At 57.2% G+C, this 24,266-nt stretch carries 26 protein-coding genes; 9 read left to right on the top strand and 17 right to left on the bottom strand.

Annotated elements, in window-relative coordinates; translation table 11 throughout:
* Positions 1–12 precede the first annotated feature (12 nt).
* On the bottom strand, positions 13–753 hold the full coding sequence (locus GOW93_RS07375) for a heme-dependent oxidative N-demethylase family protein (RefSeq protein ID WP_170382723.1): 741 nt from the start codon (positions 751–753) through the stop codon (positions 13–15).
* Between the two features lie 123 nt (positions 754–876).
* On the opposite strand from GOW93_RS07375, the gene dddP reads away from it, so the two are divergent.
* Complete coding sequence (gene dddP / locus GOW93_RS07370) at positions 877–2,217, top strand: dimethylsulfonioproprionate lyase DddP (protein ID WP_170382721.1); 1,341 nt, start codon at positions 877–879, stop codon at positions 2,215–2,217.
* Here dddP and GOW93_RS07365 read toward each other — a convergent pair.
* Positions 2,214–2,405 carry a hypothetical protein gene (locus GOW93_RS07365; RefSeq protein WP_170382719.1) on the bottom strand — a complete coding sequence of 64 codons (192 nt, stop codon included), beginning with the start codon at positions 2,403–2,405 and terminating at the stop codon, positions 2,214–2,216. The genes dddP and GOW93_RS07365 overlap by 4 nt on opposite strands.
* Before the next feature lie 235 nt (positions 2,406–2,640).
* Between GOW93_RS07365 and GOW93_RS07360 the strand changes: the two genes are divergently transcribed.
* Positions 2,641–3,855, top strand: a complete 1,215-nt coding sequence (locus GOW93_RS07360; RefSeq protein ID WP_170382717.1) for a bifunctional alpha/beta hydrolase/OsmC family protein — start codon at positions 2,641–2,643, stop codon at positions 3,853–3,855.
* A gap of 10 nt (positions 3,856–3,865) precedes the next feature.
* On the opposite strand, the gene GOW93_RS07355 is transcribed toward GOW93_RS07360, so the two are convergent.
* From GOW93_RS07355 to GOW93_RS07345, 3 genes are all read right to left on the bottom strand, one after another.
* Positions 3,866–4,219, bottom strand: coding sequence for a hypothetical protein (locus GOW93_RS07355; protein ID WP_170382715.1), 354 nt, complete (start codon positions 4,217–4,219; stop codon positions 3,866–3,868).
* A 12-nt stretch (positions 4,220–4,231) separates the two neighbouring features.
* Positions 4,232–4,792: a hypothetical protein gene (locus tag GOW93_RS07350; protein WP_170382712.1), complete on the bottom strand. Its 561-nt coding sequence runs from the start codon at positions 4,790–4,792 to the stop codon at positions 4,232–4,234.
* 65 nt (positions 4,793–4,857) lie between these two features.
* Positions 4,858–5,202, bottom strand: a complete 345-nt coding sequence (locus GOW93_RS07345; RefSeq protein ID WP_170501872.1) for a hypothetical protein — start codon at positions 5,200–5,202, stop codon at positions 4,858–4,860.
* Between the two features lie 76 nt (positions 5,203–5,278).
* Here GOW93_RS07345 and purB point away from each other — a divergent pair, with 76 nt between their 5' ends.
* The 4 genes from purB (at position 5,279) to GOW93_RS07325 (ending at position 9,681) form a co-directional block, all read left to right on the top strand.
* Positions 5,279–6,583 carry an adenylosuccinate lyase gene (gene purB / locus GOW93_RS07340; protein WP_170382709.1) on the top strand — a complete coding sequence of 435 codons (1,305 nt, stop codon included), beginning with the start codon at positions 5,279–5,281 and terminating at the stop codon, positions 6,581–6,583.
* 376 nt (positions 6,584–6,959) lie between these two features.
* On the top strand, positions 6,960–7,502 hold the full coding sequence (locus GOW93_RS07335; RefSeq protein ID WP_170382707.1) for a tetratricopeptide repeat protein: 543 nt from the start codon (positions 6,960–6,962) through the stop codon (positions 7,500–7,502).
* A gap of 68 nt (positions 7,503–7,570) precedes the next feature.
* Positions 7,571–8,659 carry a flagellar motor switch protein FliG gene (locus GOW93_RS07330; RefSeq protein WP_170382705.1) on the top strand — a complete coding sequence of 363 codons (1,089 nt, stop codon included), beginning with the start codon at positions 7,571–7,573 and terminating at the stop codon, positions 8,657–8,659.
* Between the two features lie 98 nt (positions 8,660–8,757).
* Positions 8,758–9,681 carry a lysophospholipid acyltransferase family protein gene (locus GOW93_RS07325; protein ID WP_170382703.1) on the top strand — a complete coding sequence of 308 codons (924 nt, stop codon included), beginning with the start codon at positions 8,758–8,760 and terminating at the stop codon, positions 9,679–9,681.
* Here GOW93_RS07325 and GOW93_RS07320 read toward each other — a convergent pair whose 3' ends face one another.
* On the bottom strand, positions 9,682–10,383 hold the full coding sequence (locus GOW93_RS07320) for a DUF1223 domain-containing protein (protein WP_170382701.1): 702 nt from the start codon (positions 10,381–10,383) through the stop codon (positions 9,682–9,684).
* 222 nt (positions 10,384–10,605) lie between these two features.
* Between GOW93_RS07320 and acnA the strand changes: the two genes are divergently transcribed.
* Complete coding sequence (gene acnA / locus GOW93_RS07315) at positions 10,606–13,296, top strand: aconitate hydratase AcnA (protein WP_170382699.1); 2,691 nt, start codon at positions 10,606–10,608, stop codon at positions 13,294–13,296.
* 117 nt (positions 13,297–13,413) lie between these two features.
* On the opposite strand, the gene GOW93_RS07310 is transcribed toward acnA, so the two are convergent.
* From GOW93_RS07310 to yajC, 10 genes are all read right to left on the bottom strand, one after another.
* The gene (locus GOW93_RS07310) at positions 13,414–13,953 is read right to left on the bottom strand and encodes a DsbE family thiol:disulfide interchange protein (protein ID WP_170382697.1); all 540 of its coding nucleotides are present in this window, start codon (positions 13,951–13,953) and stop codon (positions 13,414–13,416) included.
* Positions 13,946–14,104, bottom strand: a complete 159-nt coding sequence (gene ccmD, locus GOW93_RS07305; RefSeq protein ID WP_170325323.1) for a heme exporter protein CcmD — start codon at positions 14,102–14,104, stop codon at positions 13,946–13,948. The genes GOW93_RS07310 and ccmD overlap by 8 nt, the downstream gene beginning before the upstream one ends.
* Entirely contained in the window at positions 14,101–14,874 is a 774-nt protein-coding gene (locus GOW93_RS07300) for a heme ABC transporter permease (RefSeq protein WP_170382695.1), read from the bottom strand. Before GOW93_RS07300 ends, ccmD begins: the two co-directional genes overlap by 4 nt.
* A 61-nt stretch (positions 14,875–14,935) precedes the next feature.
* Complete coding sequence (gene ccmB / locus GOW93_RS07295; RefSeq protein WP_170382693.1) at positions 14,936–15,592, bottom strand: heme exporter protein CcmB; 657 nt, start codon at positions 15,590–15,592, stop codon at positions 14,936–14,938.
* Entirely contained in the window at positions 15,589–16,203 is a 615-nt protein-coding gene (gene ccmA / locus GOW93_RS07290) for a heme ABC exporter ATP-binding protein CcmA (protein ID WP_170382691.1), read from the bottom strand. The genes ccmB and ccmA overlap by 4 nt, the downstream gene beginning before the upstream one ends.
* A 56-nt stretch (positions 16,204–16,259) precedes the next feature.
* A complete protein-coding gene (locus GOW93_RS07285; RefSeq protein WP_170382689.1) occupies positions 16,260–16,613 on the bottom strand; it encodes an Mth938-like domain-containing protein in 354 nt (117 codons plus the stop codon).
* 8 nt (positions 16,614–16,621) lie between these two features.
* On the bottom strand, positions 16,622–17,368 hold the full coding sequence (locus tag GOW93_RS07280) for a sulfite exporter TauE/SafE family protein (RefSeq protein WP_170382687.1): 747 nt from the start codon (positions 17,366–17,368) through the stop codon (positions 16,622–16,624).
* Positions 17,361–18,329 (bottom strand): protein translocase subunit SecF, encoded by a 969-nt coding sequence (gene secF, locus GOW93_RS07275; RefSeq protein ID WP_170382685.1) that lies wholly within the window; start codon positions 18,327–18,329, stop codon positions 17,361–17,363. Before secF ends, GOW93_RS07280 begins: the two co-directional genes overlap by 8 nt.
* A gap of 1 nt (position 18,330) precedes the next feature.
* Positions 18,331–19,992, bottom strand: a complete 1,662-nt coding sequence (gene secD / locus GOW93_RS07270) for a protein translocase subunit SecD (RefSeq protein ID WP_170382683.1) — start codon at positions 19,990–19,992, stop codon at positions 18,331–18,333.
* 33 nt (positions 19,993–20,025) lie between these two features.
* Positions 20,026–20,313: a preprotein translocase subunit YajC gene (gene yajC / locus GOW93_RS07265; protein ID WP_170382681.1), complete on the bottom strand. Its 288-nt coding sequence runs from the start codon at positions 20,311–20,313 to the stop codon at positions 20,026–20,028.
* Positions 20,314–20,515: 202 nt separating this feature from the next.
* Between yajC and GOW93_RS07260 the strand changes: the two genes are divergently transcribed.
* Positions 20,516–22,180 (top strand): mechanosensitive ion channel family protein, encoded by a 1,665-nt coding sequence (locus tag GOW93_RS07260; RefSeq protein WP_170382679.1) that lies wholly within the window; start codon positions 20,516–20,518, stop codon positions 22,178–22,180.
* 71 nt (positions 22,181–22,251) lie between these two features.
* Positions 22,252–23,544 carry a serine--tRNA ligase gene (gene serS / locus GOW93_RS07255; RefSeq protein ID WP_170382677.1) on the top strand — a complete coding sequence of 431 codons (1,293 nt, stop codon included), beginning with the start codon at positions 22,252–22,254 and terminating at the stop codon, positions 23,542–23,544.
* A 57-nt stretch (positions 23,545–23,601) separates the two neighbouring features.
* Here serS and GOW93_RS07250 read toward each other — a convergent pair whose 3' ends face one another.
* Positions 23,602–24,180: a helix-hairpin-helix domain-containing protein gene (locus GOW93_RS07250; protein ID WP_170382676.1), complete on the bottom strand. Its 579-nt coding sequence runs from the start codon at positions 24,178–24,180 to the stop codon at positions 23,602–23,604.
* Between the last annotated feature and the right edge of the window lie 86 nt (positions 24,181–24,266).

The following is a 24,266-nucleotide window of genomic DNA, read 5'->3' as shown; positions in this document are numbered from 1 at the left end:
GAGGCCCCGCCATCAGGCGGGGTTTTCCATATTTTGCAGGCGCTTAGCCTCAATCACATAAGTATGAATCGAAAAGACCACGGCTCGTGTGCGTGGAAGGCGCAACAATGTTTGCCGCTCGCTGCGCATGTAAGGCGCGGCTCCGGGGGCTTTGGCATCGCGTGGTTCACTGGCACTGCGGGGCTGAAATAGTTCGGGGTCTTCATACCAAAGCGCGTTGAACCGCCACAGGGGCCGCCCCGGCTGAATCCCGTCGAACAAGCGCTGCACTCTGCGGGCAATGCTTTCATCATAGCTGGCCACCGGCCCGTGAATGTCGATCAGGGGGCACATGAACTTTTCCGACAAGCGCCAACTGGCGGGAAAGCACAGGACTGCACCTGTTAGAACGTGCTCGCCCCCTTTCTTTTGAAGGATACAGAAATCCTCTTGTACCAACTGGCACAACGTCTCCATGGGCTGGGATCGGTCGACCTCAACAATCTGCCCGTCTGGGCGTGTAACGTGATCCGAACAATCTGGATAGGCGTGTTGCAGGACTAAATCCAAAAGCTCTTGCGCGGCTGGTTCGGCACTTGGGTCCAGTGCCAGAACATCCTTCTTTCGATCCGCCAGCAGAGCCGCGCGTCTTAGCATTTGGCCGGCAAATGCCTCATCACAATGCAACCAATTTTCCATGCTGCCCGGCTGAATGCCCGGCAAAGGCCGTGGCGACAGCGGATCATAGGGAATTGATGTCTGAAGGATCGTCATATGTCGGACCTACCACCTGCTCGCCCGGTTGTCGGTCAAAAAGCGACCGGCACGCGGTCGCAAACTTTAAAGACGCTTGGGAAATGATTCTCCACGCTGCAAAATCAGGCAGGGAGGCCTCTAATGAACCAGCATTACCGCGATACCCGCAAGATCGACCCGACCAAGGGCGCGACTCTTGGCGACGGCACCCCCAACGAGAATGACCGGATCGAGATAGGCCCGACGCAACTGGCCTTTGCCGAATGGGAAGCGGCTGGACTGGCCTTGCCCGATCTGACCCGGATGCGAGAATATCGTTGGAAGCGCCTGACCAAGGCAATAGTTGATCGCGGGTATGGTGGGCTGCTGATGTTTGACCCACTGAACATTCGCTATGCTACCGACAGCACCAATATGCAGTTGTGGAACACCCATAACCCCTTCCGTGCCGTGCTGCTTTGCGCTGATGGTTACATGGTGATCTGGGACTACAAAAACTCGCCTTTTCTGTCGAAGTTCAACCCTCTGGTGCGCGAACAACGCTCGGGCGCCGACCTGTTCTATTTCGATCGGGGCGACAAGGTGGATGTTCAGGCCGATGTGTTCTCGAACGAGGTCCGCACACTGATCGGCGCGCATGGCGGCGGCAACAAACGTTTGGCCGTCGACAAGATCATGCTGCATGGCCTGCGCGCTTTGGAAGCGCAGGGGTTTGAAATCATGGAAGGCGAAGAGGTCACCGAAAAGACTCGTGCCATCAAGGGCCCCGATGAGATTCTGGCCATGCGCTGCGCCCACCATGCCTGCGAAACCGCCGTGGCCGAGATGGAGAATTTCGCCCGCGCCAATGTAGGTGACGGCAAGACTTCCGAGGATGACATCTGGGCCGTTCTACATGCCGAAAACATTCGGCGCGGGGGGGAATGGATTGAAACCCGCCTGCTGGCTTCCGGCCAGCGCACCAATCCCTGGTTTCAGGAATGTGGGCCACGCATCACGCAAAAGAACGAGATCATCGCCTTCGACACTGACCTGATCGGGTCCTACGGCATTTGCATAGACATCTCGCGCACTTGGTGGATTGGGGACAAGCAGCCCCGCCCCGACATGGTCTACGCCATGCAGCACGCGTATGAACATATCATGACCAATATGGAGATGCTGAAACCTGGCGTGATGATCCCCGAGCTGACTGCCAATGCGCATAAACTTGATGACAAATATCAGGCGCAGAAATACGGCTGCCTGATGCACGGCGTTGGTCTGTGTGATGAATGGCCTCTGGTCGCCTATCCTGACAAGGCTGTGGCGGGCTCGTACGACTATCCGCTTGAGCCCGGCATGGTCTTATGTGTCGAAGCCGCTGTGGGCGAAGTTGGGGGCGACTTCTCGATCAAACTGGAAGATCAGGTTCTGATCACCGAGGACGGGTACGAAAACCTGACCACCTATCCGTTCGACCCTCAGCTAATGGGGCGTTAATCCGGCCAGGTCGAACGCCGCACATTACCGTGCCAGTCTTCAGAAGACAGTGCGGTCTCGGCAGTGGTCGAGGTCGCCGCTGGCCAGCTCTGCCCCAGTGTAAACCCAAGAATACCGGTCAGGGCGACGACGACCAGAAGATCGGGGCGAAAAACGATGCCACGCGGGGCGGATGCGATATGTGCCATGTGTGCCTCCTTGGCTGGCTTTGTGTGATAGCCGCAAGATAGGCACGCGTATAAGATTATTAAAACGAATATCTGATTAACCAATCATCACAAAACGTGAAGTCACTTAATCCGTGTAGCCTGCCCCGAAAAGGCTTCATTTTACTCACCTTCCCGTGACGCTTCTTACAATGGGGTTGAGCCCCCCGACCGAAGCACACAGTATTAGTCCCATCCCGATACGTAAGGAAGTGTCATGCCCACCGAACGCATTACTTTTGCCGGTCACGACGGCAACCAATTGGCTGCGCGCCTTGATCTACCGGATGGGCCGGTACTGGCAACAGCCTTGTTTGCCCATTGTTTCACCTGTTCCAAGGATATTCCAGCTGCCCGCCGTATCGCCGCACGCCTGGCGGCGATGGGCATTGCGGTTTTACGCTTTGACTTCACAGGGCTAGGGCATTCAGGCGGAGAGTTTGCGAACACCACCTTCACCTCAAATGTCGAGGACTTGATAGCTGCCTCGCATTATTTGGCCGGACGCAACATGGCTCCTGCCCTGCTGATAGGTCACTCTCTTGGTGGCGCGGCCGTTCTGCGTGCCCGAGCGGGAATCCCAAGCGTCAAGGCTGTCGTCACATTGGGCGCGCCAGCGGATCCTGGGCATGTGTCTCATCACTTCGAAGACGCCTTACCTCAAATCCAACAGGACGGTTCAGCCGAGGTTATGCTAGGTGGTCGCCCGTTCCGCATCGGCAAGGCATTCGTGGATGACATTTCGGAAACAGCGCTGACCACTTCCATTTCTGATCTAAAGGCCGCGTTATTGATCCTGCACGCACCCCGCGATGAAACAGTCAGCATCGACAATGCCAGCTCTATTTTCCTTGCTGCCAAACACCCCAAAAGCTTTGTCACGCTGGACGATGCCGACCACCTGATTACTCGCGCTTCTGATGCCGAATATGCAGCGGACGTTATTGCCGCGTGGGTAAAAAGGTACGTCACGCTTTGCCCTCCCGCGCCGCCACCGGGCGCGCCCGAAGGTGTGGTACGCGTGACCGAGGTTGATCCTTCAGGCTTTTTGCAGGATATCCAGTCCGGTCCCAAACATCACACAGTGGCGGACGAGCCTGAGTCTTATGGCGGCACTGACCAAGGCATGTCGCCTTACGGTTTCGTCTCATCGGGTTTGGGTGCATGTACTTCGATGACCATCCGCATGTACGCACGACGCAAACGGTGGCCCCTGAAGGGCATCACGGTCGATGTCTGCCACAACAAGGTGCACGGGCAAGATGCCGGTCTGGCCGGGGACGGCAAGATCGACCAATTCCGGCGCAAAATCCGCTTGGAAGGACCATTGTCTCAGGAACAGCGGGCGCGCCTGCTTGAGATCGCAGATAAATGCCCCGTTCATAGAACGTTGGAGGGGTCAGCCCATATTAGCACCGAATTGCTGGCCTGACCCTCTGAGGCTATCTGCGCGCTCGTGGAGCCGGACGATGGATCGGAGGCCTTGCCGCAGGTGGCCGTGCGACTGGCGGACGTGCAGGCGGCTTGGCGATCGGCGGCGTCGGTCGCGGCGGTGGTTTGGCGATCGGCGGAGTTGGCCGCGGCGGAGGTTTTCCCTCGGGTGGTTTCGGCTTCGGTGGACGGTTGACGCTTCCACCCCATCGATAATAGTCGTTCCACAGCATCGAGTCATAGAAAGGGTCGTAACCGTACCCATAGCGAACCCCGACCGAAGTGCCATCGCAGGCAGACAATGTGAAACCTGCCGCGCCAAGACTTAGCGCAAGGACAACACGTTTGATGCGTTTGCTGATCATCTCCGCCACTCCTTACTGCAAGGCCCGGAACGACGCGAAAACGGCGTTCAGTTCGTCGACGTAGGCCGGATCGGCACCGTTGCGCAGGATAGCCACGACAACAGCTACGCGACCGTTTGGCAGGTCGACAACGGTGGCGGTAAAGTTGATGCCACGCCCGTCGCGGTTACCGGTGCCCCGGATAACCCGCGCGGGCAATCCGCCAATACGGGTGTTCGAAGTGCTTGAAACCACAGGATCTTCGACGAGAAACTTGTCTATATCTTCAAGGTAACGCAGCCCACCTTCGATCGAGGCGACCCCCGCAGGTGACACAAACCCCATCCAGACATTGTCATCGGTCACAGGCCGTATAGCCATAACACGCGCAACCGCGCGAAGATCACCCAGTTCAGTATCTTCAATCTCGCGCGGGCCGCCTGTGCGCACGACCCAGAAGTCGGGCACTGCAAAGCTGAATAACCCGCGCCCTGAATCTGAATAAGTGATCGGAGTATCCGCCGACGCTGGAGTTACGCCCCCGAGCCACAAGGCCGCGCATACGGCCAGTGCCGAACCAATTGGAATACGCATATCTCAATAACCTAATGATTTCACTACGACAGATTGGACTCTGCCGACCTGTTTTGTCCAGCACCTTAATCTGCAAGCTTCCCATCGGTTGTGGCGCCATTTTCATCGACAAACCGGATCACGTCACCGTTTTGGTGCACGTCATAGCAAGCCCACAGATCGGACGGCGGCCAGAGCGAACAATACCTATCATCTCGTACCGACCAGCGGCCTGCGCTGTGTCCGCCTGCAAAGTATTGCGTCAACATTGCCTTATCGAAGGTCTGCCAGACGCCATTTCCGTAATCCAATTTCTGATCAGCCAGTGCCGATAGAATCTCGTCTCCTGTTAGCGTGCGAAACTCTTGCGCCGTCAGAAAACACGGCCAAAGGGTGAAAATCAGGGCAAACCGTCTCATACCATCACTCACGCCTTGTTCCCTTGTGCCGCTGGGTTTAAACCCCGCGCCAACGTCCTATCCCAATCACAAAAAGGTCTCGCCGCCAATGATTCCACGTTATTCCCGCCCCGATATGGTTGCCATCTGGTCGCCCGAGACCAAGTTCCGCATCTGGTACGAGATCGAGGCTCATGCCTGTGACGCAATGGCCGATCTGGGCGTGATCCCGCGCGAGAACGCCGAGGCCGTGTGGAAGGCCAAGGACGTGGAATTCGACGTGGCCCGCATTGACGAGATCGAAGCCGTCACCAAGCACGACGTCATCGCGTTCCTGACCCATCTGGCCGAGCATGTCGGCAGCGAAGAGGCGCGTTTCGTGCATCAGGGCATGACGTCTTCGGACGTGCTGGACACTTGTTTGAACGTGCAGCTCACTCGCGCTGCCGACCTGTTGATCGCTGACCTCGAAGGCCTGCTGGCCGCCTTGAAGCGCCGCGCGATTGAACACAAGGATACCGTCCGCATCGGCCGCAGCCACGGTATCCACGCGGAACCCACCACAATGGGCCTGACCTTTGCCCGTTTCTACGCCGAAATGGACCGTAACCTGTCCCGCATGCGAGACGCCCGTGCCGAGATCGCCACCGGTGCGATCAGCGGCGCGGTTGGCACCTTTGCCAATATCGACCCGCGCGTCGAGGAACATGTCTGCGACCAGCTGGGCCTGGTGCCCGAGCCGATCAGTACGCAGGTCATCCCCCGCGACCGTCACGCCGCGTTCTTTGCGACACTTGGCGTCATCGCCAGCAGCATCGAAAACATCGCCATCGAAATCCGCCACATGCAGCGGACCGAGGTGCTGGAAGGGGCCGAGTTTTTCTCGATGGGTCAAAAGGGCTCGTCGGCCATGCCGCACAAGAAAAACCCGGTCCTGACCGAAAACCTGACCGGTCTGGCCCGCATGGTACGCGCGGCTGTGATCCCGGCGATGGAAAACGTGGCGCTGTGGCACGAGCGTGATATTTCGCACTCTTCGGTCGAACGCATGATCGGCCCGGATGCCACCATTACGCTGGATTTCGCACTGGCCCGCCTGACCGGCGTGGTCGACAAAATGTTGATCTTCCCCGAGAACATGCTCGAGAACATGAACAAGTTCCCCGGCCTTGTAATGAGCCAGCGGGTTCTGCTGGCGCTGACCCAAGCTGGGGTCAGCCGTGAAGATGCCTATGCCATGGTTCAGCGCAACGCGCTGAAAGTCTGGGAACACCGCACCGATTTCAAAGAGGAATTGCTGGCCGACGCCGATGTCACCGCTGCGCTGAGCCCTGAAGAGATCGAAGAGAAATTCGACCTCGGCTACCACACCAAGCACGTCGATACGATCTTCGCCCGTGTGTTCGGCGACTAAATCCGAACAGATCAAACAGTACCAAGGCTCGGTTCGCATGACGCGTTCCGGGCCTTGTTGTTTTGCCAGACGGACCGAAATCAGCTATAGTGGCGACGTATTTCCAACAGGAGAAACACGATGATCCGGACCATCCTTTGCGCGTTGGCTCTTTGCTGTTCAGCATCCGTCGCGTTGGCATGCAGCGCACATTCAAAGCAAACCCAGTCTTGTGCGTCAGGAACATATTGGGACTCTGAGACCCAAACTTGCGCAAAAATCGTCAATAGCTGAGAAAAGTTCTCCTACTTGTGAATAAAAGCGAGACTGCGGTTGTTAGCTTTTTGTCAAATCGCGCTATGCTTGACCTGAGCAGCCCAAAGAACGGAGTAGGAAAATGCGTCTCGTATTAGTTTCAGCTATTGCTCTTCATGCCTTTGTTTTAGCACCGGTCGCGTATGCTGCGGGCGGCGGTGACGGCTCTGCACCAATGCCGACGAATACGACAAAGAAGTGCCTCTTTGGTCGAGTCTTCGACGAAGAAGCAGGTCGTTGCGTTAAACCCAACAAGACGAATTTTACTCAGGACGAATTGTACGATGCTGTGCGTGAACTGGCCTATGATGGTCAACTCGAAAACGCGCAGAACATTCTTCGGATCATGGATCAGAACGATGATCGAGTGCTCACCTATTGGGGCTTTACCTACAGGAAAATGGGCGAGCTTAAGTTGGCAAACGCCTTCTACAACGATGCCATTTCCACCAACCCCGACAACATCTTGGCTCGCAGCTATATGGGGCAAGGCTTTGTCACCGAGGGCAAAACCGATCTTGCCATCGAACAGTGGCGCGAAATCAAGGCGCGTGGCGGCGAAGGCACCTGGGCCGAGGTATCTCTGCGTGAGGCGATCCGTACCGGGCTAACCTATAACTACTGAGGTTCAGCCTTTCTTTACCCGACTCTCCGTAGTCTACTTGTGGAACGCAATTTTGGCACCGCAGGCAGATGCAGGATACAAACACCTTGGTACAAGTGGCACCGGGCGCGGCTCCGGTGGTCGATCAGAATGACGAAGCGCCGCGCGTGGTCCCGCGTGCGCTTAGCAACCGCCAGAAAGCCGCAGTCGTTGTTCGCCTTTTGTTGAACGATGGTGCGGATATTCCGCTGGAAGACCTCCCCGACGAGTTACAGGAAAAGTTGACGCACCAACTGGGGCAGATGGGTTTAGTGGACCGGGTGACGCTGGAGGCCGTGGCGCAGGAATTTTCTGAGGCGCTGGACAGTGTCGGCCTGTCTTTCCCACATGGGCTGGCCGGTGCGTTGGATGTTGTCGATGGCAAAATTGCCCCGGGCACGGCAGCGCGATTGCGAAAGGTCGCCGGGGTGCGCCAGATCGGTGATCCCTGGCAGCGTCTGCGCGAAATCCCAGCCGAAGATCTGGCCGCGATGGCACAGGCTGAGAGTACTGAGATTGCCGCCGTGATACTGTCAAAGCTGGAAACGTCGAAAGCGGCGCAACTGCTTGGACACCTACCTGGCCCGATCGCGCGCCGGATTACCTATGCCGTTTCCAAAACAGGCAATGTTACCCCCGAGGCGGTCGAGCGCATCGGCTGGTCGCTGGCGGCGCAATTGGACCAGCGACCGTCACAAGCCTTTTCTGACGGCCCCGGGGCGCGGGTCGGTGCGATATTGAACCAATCGGCGGCCTCGACACGTGATGGGTTACTGACCGCTCTGGATGAAGAGGATTCGGATTTCGCCAGCGTTGTACGTCGCTCGATCTTTACTTTTGCCCACGTGCCAACCCGTCTTCAACCCCGCGATGTACCAGCAATTCTACGGGGTGTGGATCAGGCTGATCTGATAACCGCACTGGCCGGTGCCGAAACGCAAGATGATCAAGCTACAGTAGAATTTCTGCTCACCAATATGTCTTCGAGAATGGCCGACAACCTACGCGAAGAAATAGCCGAGCGCGGCAAGGTCAAACAACCTGAAGCAGAAGCGGCAATGACACAAATTGTAGGTGCTATTCGAAACCTGGTGGATGAACGTGCGATCACTTTGCTTGAAGAAGAAACTGAAGACTAAATGCTATTGGCGTGACCAACGCACAGGAGCGCTTGTGGTCAGAGGACGCGCCTTGTATGTCTGATCCGGCAAAACGCAACAGCCGGTGAGACCAGATTATGCCCGTCGAAAAGTCGGAACTCAGCCGAGGGGCGCTTCGGAAATATTATGTCACCGGGCTGTTTCTAAAGGGCTTGATAGGCGCAATGCGCCTGCTGCCCTATGAGCGGCGCATCGCAACGATGGGTGCCATTGTACGTGGGGTTGCTCCTCTAGTCGGCTTTACGAAGCGCGTGCAGCGCAATCTAAAACTGACCTGCCCTGATCTGCCAAACTCCGAGGTCAAGCGCATCTGCCGGGCTGTTCCTGACAACGCGGGCCGGGCGATTATGGAACATTTCTCGCCCGAGGACTTCACCAAACGCCAAGCTAAGGCCAAGGTTTCCGGCTCCGGCATAGCTGCGTTTGACGCCGCCGTGGCCGAGGGGCGCCCAGTTATGATGATAACAGCGCATTTTGGACACTATCTTGCCGCCCGCATAGCGCTGCAAAACCGTAGCGGCCAGCCCATTGGCTGCCTCTACCGACGCATGGCAAACCCGTATTTCAACGACATGTATGTCGAGGCATTCTATAAAACCGGTGCACCCATGTTTGAACAAGGGCGACGCGGTATGGTTGAGATGGTACGCTCTCTCAAGAAGGGTGGCATTATTGCGATCGTCTCGGACCTGCATGCCCATGGCGGCGAGGAACTTACCTTTTTCGGTAAACCCGCCGTGACGTCAGTTTTGAACGCGGAACTGGCGATAAAATATAAGGCCGTGCTCATCCCATGCTATGCCATTCGCCAGCCCAACGGGATTGACTTTGAAATCGTGCTGCACGATCCGGTCCCACATACCGACCCCACAACCATGACCCAGTTCACCAACGATGACCTTGAAGCCATCGTCCGGCAGCATATGGGGCAATGGTTCTGGATTCACCGGCGTTGGAAAGCTTGGAGGCGCTTGGGCGTGCAGCCCGAGGACATGCCCTGATTACTTGACCTTGGTGGCTGCTACAATCGGGCCGTGTCCGGCCCTTTGCACCAGCACCACAGCTGGCAGGTCCGAAGTCAACACCGCTGAAAATTTCTGCGGCGCAACCCCGTCCCACTGCCCGACAAGCTGCCAGGACTCCACAACATTGGCGTAGTCAAGTTCATGCCCCGCCAGCTCACCCCGACGAATTGAAGCGTGACGCATGGGTGAGTACTGCACCAGTCGAACATCATAGACTTCATCTTCGTCCAACTCGATCGGGGTTACATTCACTGTAACGTCTTGGCCAGATCTTGCTGCCTTAACCTCGGCCTCAGGTGCAGCGCTAAGATGCGCATTGATCAACTGATCCAACTCGCGTGATTGCGCCCCCACCACGTCATGCTGCCCGTTCACCACCATTTGCGGCGTGTAAATCATTGACCTCTCACCCTGCCGAGCATAAGCACGCTGACGTCGGGTGTGACCAGGAATGGCGTACTCATCCTCCCACCCGATGTAATCCCAATAGTCCACGTGCAGCGCCAGCCCGATCACGTCGTCGCGCTGCACCAGATCATGCAGCAACCTGTCAGCAGGCGGGCAGGATGAACATCCTTGCGAGGTGAACAACTCAACCACGACCGGGTCATTTTCTGCCACGACGGATGAGGCGAGAAGCAAGGAAAGAAACGCAGTCGCAGGAGCAATTCTGAACATTAGGAATCTCGGAATCTTGAAGGTGTTCAAAAGGTTTAAACGGATCGACGTTCAACCTCCAATCAAGGTTTCTTGAGATTTTTGTGCAACCGCCCTTGTCACATATACCTGCACTTACAATTTTGACATCAAGGCAACTAAGCCTTGAACGCACAGCGATCATGCTAAAGAAATCAAACAGCAAACCCCAAAATCCAAGATATTTGAGAGGGAGGCCAACATATGCCCATCAAAGTCGGTCAGGATACCGCCAACACACGCCGCACCCTGAGCGTTAATGGCAAATCTTTTTCCTATTACTCGATCCCAGCAGCGCAAGAGGCTGGTCTGGGCGATTTTTCAAAGCTTCCGGCTGCCCTGAAAGTGGTGCTGGAGAATATGTTGCGGTTCGAGGATGACGGGTTTTCTGTCTCGGTCGATGACATCAAAGCCTTTGGCGAATGGGCGGCAAATGGCGGCAAGAACCCTCGAGAAATCGCTTATCGCCCAGCCCGCGTGCTAATGCAGGATTTTACCGGAGTTCCCGCTGTAGTCGATCTGGCAGCGATGCGCGACGGCATCAAATCGCTGGGTGGGGACGCACAAAAGATCAACCCACTGAACCCGGTTGATCTGGTCATCGACCACTCGGTCATGATCGATGAATTCGGCAACCCGCGCGCGTTCCAGATGAACGTGGACCGGGAATACCAGCGAAACATGGAACGCTACCAGTTCCTGAAGTGGGGCCAGTCGGCCTTCAACAACTTCCGTGTTGTACCCCCCGGAACCGGTATCTGTCACCAGGTGAACCTGGAATACCTGGCCCAGACCGTCTGGACCGACACCGACCAGAACGGGGACGAGGTCGCCTATCCCGACACGCTGGTCGGCACCGACAGCCACACCACTATGGTCAACGGCATGGCTGTTCTAGGATGGGGCGTTGGGGGGATCGAGGCCGAAGCCGCGATGCTGGGTCAGCCGATCTCGATGCTGATCCCCGAAGTTGTGGGATTTGAGCTGACCGGCTCGATGGTCGAGGGCACCACCGGTACCGACCTTGTTCTGAAGGTCGTGGAAATGCTGCGCGAAAAGGGCGTGGTCGGGAAATTCGTCGAGTTTTACGGCGAAGGTCTGGATCGCCTGCCGCTGGCCGACCGTGCCACCATCGCCAATATGGCCCCAGAATACGGCGCGACCTGCGGCTTCTTCCCGATCGACCACGAAACCCTGCGCTACATGCGCAATACCGGGCGGGATGAGGATCGCCTGGCGCTGGTCGAAGCCTATGCCAAGGAAAACGGTTTCTGGCGTGATGAGAATTACGCGCCGATTTACACCGACACCCTCTCGCTGAACATGGGCACCATCGTGCCTGCCATCTCGGGGCCGAAACGTCCGCAGGACTATGTTGCGCTGACCGACGCCAAGGCGGCCTTTACACGCGAAATGGCGGAAACCTTCAAACGCCCGATGGGCAAACAGGTCGAAGTCAAAGGCGAAAACTACGGCATGGAATCAGGCAAGGTTGTGATCGCCTCGATCACCTCCTGCACCAACACCTCGAACCCGTATGTGATGATCGGTGCCGGTCTGGTGGCGAAAAAGGCGCATGAACTGGGCCTGAATCGCCAGCCCTGGGTCAAAACCTCGCTGGCGCCCGGATCGCAGGTCGTGTCGGAATACCTTGAGGCCGCAGGTCTGCAACAGCATCTGGATGCCATCGGCTTCAACCTTGTGGGCTATGGCTGCACCACCTGCATAGGTAACTCAGGCCCGCTTCAGAAAGAGATCAGCGAAGCCATTGCCGAGGGTGATCTGGTCGCTACCTCAGTCTTGTCGGGCAACCGCAACTTCGAGGGGCGCATCTCGCCAGACGTGCGCGCCAACTATCTGGCGTCACCGCCGCTGGTGGTCGTCTACGCGCTGGCGGGCACCATGGATATTGACCTGACTGCGGAACCGATAGGGCAGGACAAGGATGGCAACGACGTCTTCATGAAGGACATCTGGCCTACCCAAAGCGAAATAGCGGAACTGGTCGAGCAGACGGTGACCCGCGATGCGTTCCAGTCGAAATATGCCGATGTCTTCAAAGGCGATGAGAAATGGCGCGATGTCGAGGTTCCGCAACAGGAAACCTATGACTGGCCGCCCACATCGACCTATATCCAGAACCCACCCTATTTTCAGGGCATGGGGCCTGAGCCGGGCACGATCTCGAACATCGAAGGTGCCAAGGTTCTGGCCATTCTGGGCGATATGGTCACCACCGACCACATTTCGCCCGCCGGGTCCTTCGCGACAACCTCGCCTGCGGGCAAATATCTGATGGACCGTCAGGTGCAGCCGCGCGAGTTCAATTCGTACGGCTCGCGCCGAGGCAACCACGAGGTCATGATGCGCGGCACCTTCGCCAATATTCGCATCAAGAACGAGATGCTGGATGGCGTCGAAGGCGGCTATACCAAGGGGCCGGACGGTCAGCAGACCTCAATCTATGACGCGTCGATGACCTATCAGGCCGAAGGCACGCCGCTGGTGGTGTTTGGCGGTGAGCAATATGGTGCAGGCTCGTCCCGCGACTGGGCGGCCAAAGGCACCGCACTGCTGGGCGTCAAGGCCGTGATCGCTGAAAGCTTTGAGCGTATCCACCGCTCCAACCTTGTTGGCATGGGCGTGATCCCCTTCGAATTCACCGACGGCGACAGCCGCAAGACGCTGGCGCTGACGGGTGATGAGACGGTTTCGATCCACGGACTGGATTCGGTTGAACCGTTGCAGGAAGTGCCTTGCACGATCGTCTATGGCGACGGCACAGAGAAGACCATCACGCTCAAGTGCCGTATCGATACCGCGCCCGAGATCGAATACATCGAGAACGGCGGAGTGCTGCAATATGTGCTGCGCAATTTGGCCAAAGCGAGCTGAATTTGCGCAGAAAAGAAGGGCGTCCAATCGGGCTCCCTTTGTTTATTCGATGGCTACGTTGTCGCAGACCAGCCCAATGGGTTTTGTTGGCCCAAAAGACAAACTCCAAACCAATATCTAGTCGCTCTTTGCCTCTTCAAGCGCCGGGCGGATCGTGCTTTCAATGACGCGTTGGGTGACAGGCCCGGCAAAACGCAGGATGATCTTTCCATCGCCGTCTACAACATAAGTTTCTGGCACACCATAGACGCCCCAATCCAACGCCATACGGCCCTTTTCATCCCGCCCGATGCCCTCATAGGGGTCACCCAATTCGTTCAGGAAAGCTTCGGCATTGTCCAACTTGTCTTTGTAATTAATGCCGTAAACAGGAATGCCTTCCTTGGACAACGCCTCAAGGTTCGGGTGTTCAACACGGCAAGGCGCACACCAACTGGCCCAATAGTTGACCAGTTTGACCTCTCCGTCGCGCAATGTCTCATCAGTGAAGGCTGTCTTTCCCGGAAACTCGGTCAGAACCACTGGCGGCGACGGTTGACCTTGCCGTGCCGATGGCAGCGCATCGGGATCGTCACGGAACATGCCGATACCGGCCATAACAGCAAAAGCGCCGAATATCAGCGGAGGCGCAAGCATCAGAGGCGATATCTTAGCCATTGCGCGTCATCCGTTGTTCGACCTTCTCCATTTCGGCGCGCACTTTGCGCCCACGCGCAATGCTGAACACAATCAACAGCACCAACAGCCCGATCGAGGCCGCATAGGACCACAGAACCGTATCTGCGTATTTTCCAAGATCAGGGATCATCCGGTTACCCTTTCCCGCGCTAGCAGCGACTTGATCCGCCGTGCCCGGATTTCAGTACCGGTGCGATAGAGGACCAGCGCAATGAATAGTAGCACAAAGCCGATGATACACAGCAGCAGCGGATAGAAATAGATATTGCTGACCTTCTCTTCGGTGTCCGCGCCTGTCACGGCAGCAGCGCGCATTACGGATGCCCCCTGATGCAAACCCTGGTTCCAGAAATTCACGGCATAGCGGCTAAGGATTGCAAAGACCGATCCGACCAGACACAGGACCGAGGTCAGGTCGGCAGCTGTATCAGAATCTTCGATTGCTTCCCATAGGGCGACGTAGCCCAAGTAAAACAGGAACAGGATCAGGAACGAGGTCAGACGTGGATCCCAAGCCCACCAGGTACCCCACATCGGCTGCCCCCAGATTGCGCCCGTCGCCAGCGCAATCAGCGTCATGACAATGCCGATCGGAGCGGCCGCACGGGCAGCCAGCGCGCTGACATGGTGGCGGCGCACCAGCCAGACCAGCGAGGTCGCCAGCATCATCAGCCAGCAATTGATCGCCATCAACGCAGCCGGCACGTGCAAGTAGATGATCTTGACGGTCGAACCCTGCTTGTAATCGTCCGGCGTGAAGAAGAACCCCCAGATCAGCCCGACCACGATGCACGCAAGCGAGGTTATCCAGAAAAACGGCATCACCCGTTCACTGGTGGCAAGGAACTTGCGCGGGTTGGCGTATTCCCAGAGGGCGTTGGCTTTGGCTGCGATAGACATGGGCCTTATCTAGTCCGAGTCGGGTGTGTTCTCAATTGACATTGGTCAAAGTTTGAACGCGTCACCGAAGGTTGATGCGCAGAACGGCTGCGCTGGCAAAGGGCAAAAGGGCAATCGTGGCTGCCGTGATCCCAGCCAGCATCAACAGAGGCGTCTGTGTCTCCATCCCCGTAGCCCCACGGCGGGCTACTTCTGCGCCGAATATCAATGTTGGCACGTATAGCGGAAGGACCAGCAGCGACAGCAACAGCCCCCCACGCTTAAGCCCTACGGTCAGCGCCGCACCGAAGGTGCCGATCACACTCATGGCTGGCGTACCTATCAGCAACGAGATAACCAGCCAGAAGAACCCGGGCACCGGAAGGTTCAGCAATACCCCCAGAAACGGCGCAGCCAAAACCAAAGGCAAGCCAGTGGTCAGCCAATGGGCCAACGCTTTGATTGAAACCACCGATTCCAACGGCAGCGGCGCAGTGGCCAACAAATCCAGTGAACCGTCCTCCCAATCCAACGCCAACAGACGGTCCAGCGACAACAGACAGGCCAGCAGAGCGCCCAGCCACAACACGCCCGGCGCGATGGTCGACAGCAGCGAGGATTGCGGCCCCACCGAGAAGGGCACCAGAACCGTAACGATCAGAAAAAATGCCAGACCAAGGCCAAAGCCCCCGCCTGCACGGAAAGCCAGTTTCAGGTCTCGCAGCAACAGAGCGATCACAGGAAGCCTCCGTCGAAATCGTCGATGGGTTTGGGTTTCGCCTTGTTGGGGCCAACGTCCAGAACCTCTCCGTCCAGGCCCAGGTCGATATGGGTGGCGATCAGGGCAGACCCGCCCTGCCCCAGATGCGCACGTACGGCATCAGCGAACATCTGCACCGCGTTTCGGTCCAATGATACGGTGGGTTCGTCCAGCATCCAGATTGGCCTCCCGGTCACCAGCATCCGCGCCAATCCCAGCCGTCGCTTCTGCCCAGCCGAAAGGTTGCCTGCGTGGCGATCCGACAGCTCATTCAGCGCAAAGGCGTCAAGCGCGGGTTGAATGTCGTGAGTGCCGAAGACCGAGGCCCAAAAGGTCAGGTTCTCGACTACAGTTAGGGTCGGCTTCAGCCCATCGGAATGCGAGGCATACGCGATCTGGTCCTCGGCCCCTTCGATCTGTCCGGTCAGAGGTGGCTGCAATCCCGCCAGCGTACGCAACAGCGTTGTCTTGCCGATGCCGTTCGGCCCGCGCAGGATCAACGCCTTGCCCGGATGCAGCGCAAAACTCAGCCCCTCAAGGACGGGAACGCCACCACGGGCGATGGCCAGATCGGTCACAGTCAGTGTCATGGGTTCCGCTTATCTGATTGCTGACAGAGGCAAAAGGCAAGATTTGACGCAGGTCCTCAGACCGGCATTAAGGCCAGTGCTATACGCCGCCCTTCGGACAGCAGCACGTTATAGGTGCGACAAGCAGCCGGAGAGTTCATGATCTCGACCCCCAGCCCGGCGTTTTCCAATGTTGTGCGCAGGTTTGAGGGGATGTGCGCAAGCTCCGCTCCGGTACCGATGAACACCACGTCCACGTTTTCCGACAGCTCAAGCAGCGGTGCGTCATCCTCGTATCCACCCCATGCTGCGGTTCCCGTTGGGCCGGTCAGAACGGCCCCTTCGTGAACCTGTCCACCAATCCGGAAAAAGCCGGGGCCGTATCCATCAACCGGGGCTGCATTATTGTAGGTAATCTCATTCAGGCGCATGGCGTCTTCTAGCCCCAAAGCGGCAGGCCCGACAAGGCCGCAGCCGCAATCGCCAGATAGGCGGCAGCACGATAAAGTTTTTCCCGCTCGGGCCGGAACAGCCAACCACCCAGCCAATTGCCGACCAAATTGGGCACGGACAGCACCAACCCCAGTGCGGCGGCGGACCAGGTAATCCGTTCCATCCCCATCAGATATCCGAGTATCAGGAAATCAAAGCCAAACAGAAACAGTAGAATCGTGGCGCGGATTACTTCGACCGGAACCGGGCGGGACATATAGAAAAGGATGACTGCCGGACCGGGCAGGCCTGATACCCCCCCTAGAAAACCAGCCGCTGCGCCGATGCCTGCGACCATCGCTCGGCCTACATGCCCGTGGTAACGCAGCCCAAGGATCAACACGGCCAGCATGAAAAGCGCCAGAAAACTGACTGCATAGCGAAAGACCTCTGGCTGGACCTGCGTCAGCGTCCACAACCCAACTGGCAATGCCAGCGCACACCCTGCCAATAACCGCAGCAAATCCTTGCGATGCACCGCGCTCCACGCCCGGCGCAGGTTCGGCAATGGGCCGAAAAGGTCCATGATGGTCAGGCCAATGATGGCCCCGAACGGGCCTAGAAACGGCGTAGCGATAGGAAGAAAAATAAGCGCGGTGCCAAAGCCGGAAAATCCACGCACCACTCCGCCGAGAAACGCAGCGAAAAGGATAATGGCCAGCCCCGTGGGGGACTGGCCGAAGTACTCAGGCATCGATGTTGGCAAACTGGTTACCAGCGGTGTTCGACGGCTTGGACCAGTCCCGCTTGACCCCCAGCCACAGCAGGATGGTCGAGGCCACAAAGACCGAGGAATAGGTCCCCACGATCACACCCCAGATCATCGCGAATACAAAGCCACGGATCACGTCGCCGCCCAGCACATAAAGCGAGATCAGTGCCAGCAACGTGGTCACCGAGGTCATCACCGTCCGGCTGAGCGTTTCGTTGATCGAGATGTTCAGAACCTCTTTCAGGTCTTTCTTCTTGTACTTCCGCAGGTTCTCACGCACGCGGTCGAACACGACCACAGTGTCGTTCAGCGAGTATCCGACGATGGTCAGCAACGCTGCAATGATAGCCAGGTCGAAACGGATTTGCAGTTCCGAGAAGATGCCGATGGTCAGGATCACGTCGTGCACGAGCGCAGCAACGGCGCCCAAGGCAAACTGCCACTCAAAACGCAGCCAGATGTAAACCAACACCGCTCCGATCGCGAGGACCACCGCAATCACGGCGGTCTGAATCAGTTCCCCCGAAACCTTGGGGCCAACAGATTCTACCGAGACGAATTCGATATCCGGGGCGGCTACCTTCAGCGCCTGTTCAACAGCCGAAACTGTCGCGGCTGAAACAGCCTCAGCATCCGCCTGTGCCTGAATCCGGATCATGGCGACGTTCTCATCCGGCCCGAATGTGGGATCGAAGATCTCGGTTATCGTCACATCGCCCAACTCCAGCGGGGAGATGGCGTCGCGATAAGCGCCCACATCAATCTCTTGCGCGCTTTCGGTTCGGATAGTGGTGCCGCCCCGGAAGTCGATGCCGAAGTTCAGTCCTTGCAACATGAAGGACGTAAACGCCACAACCATCATCAGGCCCGAAATACCCAGCCAGATCTTCCAGCGGCTGAAGAAATCGAACGAGGTGTTCTGGGGTACGAGTTTCAGTCTCATGTCAAACCTCGATCATTTTCGGACGGCGGCGTTCGAACCATATGACGATCATCAGACGTGTCACGAAGATCGCAGTGAAGACTGAGGTCAGAATACCCAGCCCCAGCGTAATTGCGAAGCCGCGAACCGGGCCGCTGCCCATGGCAAACAGGATCGTTGCCGTGATGAAAGTGGTCACATTGGCGTCCAGAATGGCCGACAATGCCTTTTCATATCCCAACTCGATCGCCCGCGCCGGGCCTTTGGCAGATTTCAGTTCCTCACGGATACGTTCAAAGATCAGCACGTTGGCGTCCACCGCCATACCGACTGTCAGAACAATCCCCGCGATCCCCGGCAGAGTGAGCGTTGCCCCGATCAACGATAGCAGCCCAAACAACAGACCGACGTTGATGATCAGCGCAATGTTGGCGAATACCCCGAAAAGGCCATAGCTCAGCGCCATGAATACCAGAACCGCGACAAAGGCCACGATTGTTGCAACCTTACCCGCGTCGATACTGTCCTGCCCCAGCTCAGGCCCGATCGTGCGTTCCTCAAGGAATTCCAACCCCGCAGGCAGCGCACCAGCACGCAACAAGACGGCCAGATTGGTGCTTTCTTCGACGGTGAAGTTACCCGTGATGATACCCGATCCACCCGGGATATGGGATTGGATCACCGGGGCCGAGATCACCTCGTCATCCAGCACGATGGCGAAAGGCGCACCGATATTTTCCAGTGTATAGTCACCGAATTTCCGCGCACCGGAGGTATTGAACCGGAAGCTGACCGCCGGACGGCCGTTCTGATCGAACGACGGCTGCGCATCCACCAGCTCTTCACCAGTAACAACAGGGGCGGATTCCAGCGTATAGAAAACGCCGGTTTCATCTATCGACGGTACGACTTCTTGCCCGATACCCGGCACGGCATCCGGGTCAGTGCCGCGACCAGCCACCGGATTGAAAGTAAGCTGCGCGGTTGTGCCTATGATTTCTTTCAGTTCTCCAGCGCTGCCGATGCCCGGCACCTGAATCAGGATACGGTCTGCGCCCTGACGCTGAATGGTAGGTTCGCGGGTGCCAACCTCATCAATCCGGCGACGGATGATTTCCAGCGCCTGCCGCACGGTGCGGTCATCCGAGGCCAGTTTTTCCGCTTCGGACAATTGCACGACAATCGTGTCGCCTTCGGCACGGGCTTCGATATCCGTGGCACCGACGCCGGTCAGCGTCTGCACCTGACGGGCCAGACCGCGCACAACCTCCAGCGCGCGGGACATCCCCTCGGGCTGACTGATGCGGACGCGAATCTCATCCGGGGCCGACTCTTGTTTGCGGATCGTGCCTACGGTTGAACGCTCATCCCGCAGGGCATCTCGGATTTCCGGCCACATCGCCTCCATCCGGGATTCGTAGACATCTTCGACCTTCACTTCGGCCAGCAGATGCGCACCACCCCGCAGGTCGAGGCCCAGATTGACCAGTGATGACGGCAGCCAGTTCGGCCACTGCCCTGCTTCGGCCTGCATTTCGGGGGTGTCGATGCCAAGTTCGATCGCGGCCTTGGCGTCATTGGATTGCTCGACGCGCGTATAAAACGCATTCGGCAGGGCCATGAGCAGGCCGATCACACAGACCGACCAGATCAGAACCCGCTTCCAGGTATCAATTTGCAGCATTACCCTGCCTTTTCAAGGGATTGTCGCGCGAAATTACTTCGCTGGTTCAGTCTTGTTCAGAACCTGCGCAATGGTCGATTTGACCACACGTACCTTGACGTTCTCGGCGATCTCGACCTCGATCTCGTTGTCGCCTTCCTTGACCTTCGACACCTTGCCGATCAGACCACCCTGGGTGACAACCTGATCGCCCCGGCGCACAGCCTCGACCATGGCCTGATGTTGCTTCATCTTCTTCTGCTGCGGACGGATCAGCAGGAAATACATGATCGCGAAGATCAGGATCAGCGGGAGAAACTGGGCGATTGCGCCACCTTCCATGGGATATTCCTTTTGTTTTGACGTTGCGGACAAGCTCCGCAAATTTGGCGAGAACCTATGCTTAGAGTTGCCCCTTTGCAAGCGAAGGCAGCTCTGTGTCCTACCTGAACCCAAACCTAACGCTGCAAGAATAGGAAAAGCGTTGCAGATATGCCCTATGAACAGGGCAAAAACTGGGTATAGTTCGGGTTAAGGGGGACGTATGGTACGGCAATTCAAGCCCTTCGATTTATTGTTTTATTTCCTGATCTCACTGGCGCTGAGCCTGTGGTTTGCCTTCCCGGTATGGGCGCAGGAAACACCCATCGAAAACACAGCACCAGAAGTCGAAGAGTCCGAAGTTTTCATGGCTCCGGTTATCGTGGACGGGGACGTTTTGTTTCAGGTTCGAGGCTCCAGTGCCCTTCCCGCGCCCGAACGCGCAGAAGGTGTGCAAGAGAAGATCATAGAAATCGCCGAAGCTTCGGACGCACCTTCCGTTGAGATCACTTATGAAGAGAGCGAGTTCGGTGTCTGGATTCTGGCCGATGGTGATCGGATATCTATTGTTACCAACGCCGATGCCGAATTGGATCAGATGGAGCTGAGCGTTCTCAGCGTGTTGCACGGCACCGCGATCAAAGAAGCCATTGAAGCCTATCGCGCCAATCGCACGGAAGAGGCGCGTGTCTCGGGCGCGATCGAGGCCGCTGCCTGGACCATAGGCTTTGTTGTATTTGTCGTGGTGATCCTATGGCTGCACCGGAGAATTCGTCGTCGCACGCTGAAATTCGTCAAACGTCACCTGAAGGACGTAGAGACCGCCACCGCCAAAAGCGTTCAGGCCGAGGCGATTGCTGCACTGGTTCGGTATGGTCTGAATTTCGTTCTGCTGGTTATCTTCTTTCTTGGCTTCTACTACTACCTCTCCTTTGTTCTGCTGGCCTTTGCCGAAACCCGCTATTTCGCGCAGCTTCTGCTTACATACTTGACCGAACCGGTCCTGCTGATTTTCCAAGGCATCCTAAGCTATTTCCCCAATTTGATCATGCTGGGCCTGATCACCTGGGTGACTATGTACATTATCAAAGGCATGCGCGTGTTTTTTGATGCGGTCGAAGCTGGCTCATTCGACATGGGCGATTTCGAGAAACACTGGGTCAGCCCCACCTTCAACATTGCCCGTGTCATCGTGATCCTTATCGCTCTGGTCTTTGCAGTGCCCTACATTCCGGGCTCGGATTCGGCTGCGTTTCAAGGGCTGACAATTCTTGTGGGCGCGATGCTGTCATTGGGCGCAAACTCGGTCGTGTCGAACATGCTGGCAGGTCTGTTCGTGATATATCGCCGGTCGACCTCGATCGGCGACCGTATCCAGATCGGGGATCACATCGGCGACGTGGTGCAGATCAAGTTGATGGAGACTCACCTAAAATCCATCAAGAACGAGCTGATCTCGATCCCCAATGCGCAGTTGATGAACTCGGATGTGGTGAATTTCTCAAAGAAAACAGATGGCAGCGGGCTGTTGCTGCATACCACTGTTGGTATTGGCTATGAGGAACCACCTGAGAAGGTCGAAGCCATGCTGATTGAGGCCGCCCACCGCACCAAGGGGATCAAGGCCAAGCCGGAACCATTTGTTCTGTGGACCGCTCTGGCGGACTACGCGATCAACTATCAGATCAACGGCTACACCACGCGGGGCAGCATCATCCCGAAAATCCGCTCGGACCTGCACCGCAATATTGTGGCCGTGTTCAATGAGAACAACGTGCAGATCATGACACCGTCTTACATGGCCGATCCTGCCGATCCAAAGATCCCGGCAGAGGAATGGGACGGCCATTTGGCGCATGAAACACACGAGGACGCCGATAAGTCGTAACCGGTGCTACACCCCGCCTTTCAGATGGTGCATAAGCGATCCTAGTGATTCACGCATTAAGGATCTGAACCATGCACGACATCCGCGCCATTCGCGAAAACCCTGACGCCTTCGACGCCGCTCTGGCGCGCCGTGGGGATGCGCCGGTGTCGTCAGATGTGCTGCGGCTAGACGAAAGCCGTCGGGCCAAGATTCTGGCCGCCGAGACGGCTCAGGCCGAACAGAACAAGGCCAGCAAAGAGGTCGGCGCTGCAAAAGGGCGTGGGGACGAGGCCGAGTTCGAACGCCTGCGCGCCCTGGTCGCGGAGAAAAAAGCCGAGATTGCCCGCATGCAGACCGAGGCCAAAGACCTGGACGCCCTACTGACCGATCAACTGATCCGCATTGCAAATCTGCCCGCCGAGGATGTGCCCGAAGGCGCAGATGAAAACGACAATGTCGAGATCAACCGCTGGGGCACACCGCGCGAACTGGACTTTGCGCCCAAGGAGCATTTTGAGATCGATGCCGTTCAAAACGGCATGGACTTCGAAACGGCTGCCAAACTCTCTGGCTCGCGCTTTGTACTGCTGTCGGGTGGCGTTGCACGCATCCATCGCGCGTTGGCACAGTTCATGCTGGACACGCATATTAACGAGAACGAGCTGACCGAGGTGAACGGCCCGGTTCTGGTGCTGTCCGAAATGATGCAGGGCACCGGCCAGTTGCCGAAGTTCGGCGAGGACAGCTATCAGACCCGCGAAGGCTGGTGGCTGATCCCCACCTCCGAAGTTTCGCTGACCAATATCGTCAACGACACATTGATCGAGGAAAGCTACTTGCCTCGCCGTTATACCGCGCATTCCCTGTGTTTCCGGTCCGAAGCGGGCAGCGCAGGTAAAGACACGCGCGGCATGCTGCGGCAGCACCAGTTTGAAAAAGTCGAGATGGTCTCGGTCACGCATCCGGACAAATCGGATGACGAACAAAAGCGCATGTTGCGCTGTGCCGAGGGTATTCTGGAAAAACTGGGCATTCCCTATCGCACCGTGATCCTGTGCACCGGAGACATGGGTTTCGGTGCGCGCCGCACCTATGACATCGAGGCATGGTTGCCCGGTCAGGACACCTATCGCGAGATCAGCTCGGTCTCGACCTGTGGTGACTTTCAGGCGCGCCGGATGAACGCGCGTTTCCGTCCAGAGGGCGGAGGCAAACCGGAATACGTTCACACGTTGAACGGGTCCGGTCTGGCGGTCGGGCGTTGCCTGATTGCGGTGCTTGAAAACGGACAGAACGCAGACGGTACAGTGACACTGCCCGAGGTGCTGTCCCCGTATCTGGGCGGCAAGCTGACGCTGCAACTGGACGGCACACTGGCATAAAAAGCCGGCACACGCGCATCGCGGTGCCGGTCAAAAAGAACGGAAGGCGGAGGAGAGTTACTTCTTCGCCTTTTTCTTATCCTTCTTCTTGTCTTTCTTCTTTTTATCCTTCTTGGATTTGTCTTTTTTCTTGTCGTCCTTCTTGGACTTTTTGTCTTTCTTGGACTTGGCCTTCACCTTTTCCTTAGCTTTCGAGAACGCGGCCTCCATCTCTTGCAGCTTTTTGGCGGCTTTCTCGGCCTTTGCCTTGGCTTTGGCTTTCTTACGGGCCTTTGCTTCAGCGGCCGCAGCGGCTGCTTTTTCTTCGGCAGCCTTGCGCGCAGCCTCTTCTGCCCGTTTCTCGGCAGCAGCAGCGGCGACAGTTTTACGTGCCTTTGGCCTGCGCGCGACAGTGCGACGCGTGACCGGTTTTCGGGCCGCAGGTTTCGCAGCAGGTTTGCCCGTCGCGGGTTTAGCTGCGATCGCCTCTTTCGCTGCGGCGATCAACACCGCGGCGCGAGCAGCGCCAATTCGGGGGATTTTTACCAGGTCAGCGGGGCTTGCTTTGGCGATGGCCTCTGCGGTTTTAAATCCATTGGCAATCAGCGCCCGCTCCAGCGCCTCGCCTACACCCTTAACTTCGGTCACTGCGGTCATTTCGGCTCCTTCCTATTTCTCCCAGTTCTTCTATCGAATATGCACTGGGTTATCACACCTGCAAGCCAGCCGGTCTTTTAAACGCT

Source organism: Ruegeria atlantica, from assembly GCF_013032455.1.
GTDB classification, from domain to species: domain Bacteria; phylum Pseudomonadota; class Alphaproteobacteria; order Rhodobacterales; family Rhodobacteraceae; genus Ruegeria; species Ruegeria atlantica_B.
This window is presented reverse-complemented; position numbering and strand designations above follow the sequence as displayed.

Coding starts and splice junctions, on each gene's coding strand:
- dddP (WP_170382721.1), top strand. CDS start 877: ATGAACCAGCATTACCGCGATACCCGCAAGATCGACCCGACCAAGGGC.
- GOW93_RS07335 (WP_170382707.1), top strand. CDS start 6,960: ATGCGTCTCGTATTAGTTTCAGCTATTGCTCTTCATGCCTTTGTTTTA.
- GOW93_RS07320 (WP_170382701.1), bottom strand. CDS start 10,383: ATGTTCAGAATTGCTCCTGCGACTGCGTTTCTTTCCTTGCTTCTCGCC.
- GOW93_RS07330 (WP_170382705.1), top strand. CDS start 7,571: ATGCAGGATACAAACACCTTGGTACAAGTGGCACCGGGCGCGGCTCCG.
- ccmA (WP_170382691.1), bottom strand. CDS start 16,203: ATGACACTGACTGTGACCGATCTGGCCATCGCCCGTGGTGGCGTTCCC.
- GOW93_RS07285 (WP_170382689.1), bottom strand. CDS start 16,613: ATGCGCCTGAATGAGATTACCTACAATAATGCAGCCCCGGTTGATGGA.
- GOW93_RS07280 (WP_170382687.1), bottom strand. CDS start 17,368: ATGCCTGAGTACTTCGGCCAGTCCCCCACGGGGCTGGCCATTATCCTT.
- ccmD (WP_170325323.1), bottom strand. CDS start 14,104: ATGATCCCTGATCTTGGAAAATACGCAGATACGGTTCTGTGGTCCTAT.
- GOW93_RS07300 (WP_170382695.1), bottom strand. CDS start 14,874: ATGTCTATCGCAGCCAAAGCCAACGCCCTCTGGGAATACGCCAACCCG.
- GOW93_RS07350 (WP_170382712.1), bottom strand. CDS start 4,792: ATGCGTATTCCAATTGGTTCGGCACTGGCCGTATGCGCGGCCTTGTGG.
- yajC (WP_170382681.1), bottom strand. CDS start 20,313: ATGGAAGGTGGCGCAATCGCCCAGTTTCTCCCGCTGATCCTGATCTTC.
- acnA (WP_170382699.1), top strand. CDS start 10,606: ATGCCCATCAAAGTCGGTCAGGATACCGCCAACACACGCCGCACCCTG.
- GOW93_RS07360 (WP_170382717.1), top strand. CDS start 2,641: ATGCCCACCGAACGCATTACTTTTGCCGGTCACGACGGCAACCAATTG.
- GOW93_RS07260 (WP_170382679.1), top strand. CDS start 20,516: ATGGTACGGCAATTCAAGCCCTTCGATTTATTGTTTTATTTCCTGATC.
- GOW93_RS07375 (WP_170382723.1), bottom strand. CDS start 753: ATGACGATCCTTCAGACATCAATTCCCTATGATCCGCTGTCGCCACGG.
- GOW93_RS07310 (WP_170382697.1), bottom strand. CDS start 13,953: ATGGCTAAGATATCGCCTCTGATGCTTGCGCCTCCGCTGATATTCGGC.
- GOW93_RS07355 (WP_170382715.1), bottom strand. CDS start 4,219: ATGATCAGCAAACGCATCAAACGTGTTGTCCTTGCGCTAAGTCTTGGC.
- GOW93_RS07325 (WP_170382703.1), top strand. CDS start 8,758: ATGCCCGTCGAAAAGTCGGAACTCAGCCGAGGGGCGCTTCGGAAATAT.
- secF (WP_170382685.1), bottom strand. CDS start 18,329: ATGAGACTGAAACTCGTACCCCAGAACACCTCGTTCGATTTCTTCAGC.
- purB (WP_170382709.1), top strand. CDS start 5,279: ATGATTCCACGTTATTCCCGCCCCGATATGGTTGCCATCTGGTCGCCC.
- serS (WP_170382677.1), top strand. CDS start 22,252: ATGCACGACATCCGCGCCATTCGCGAAAACCCTGACGCCTTCGACGCC.
- GOW93_RS07250 (WP_170382676.1), bottom strand. CDS start 24,180: ATGACCGCAGTGACCGAAGTTAAGGGTGTAGGCGAGGCGCTGGAGCGG.
- GOW93_RS07365 (WP_170382719.1), bottom strand. CDS start 2,405: ATGGCACATATCGCATCCGCCCCGCGTGGCATCGTTTTTCGCCCCGAT.
- secD (WP_170382683.1), bottom strand. CDS start 19,992: ATGCTGCAAATTGATACCTGGAAGCGGGTTCTGATCTGGTCGGTCTGT.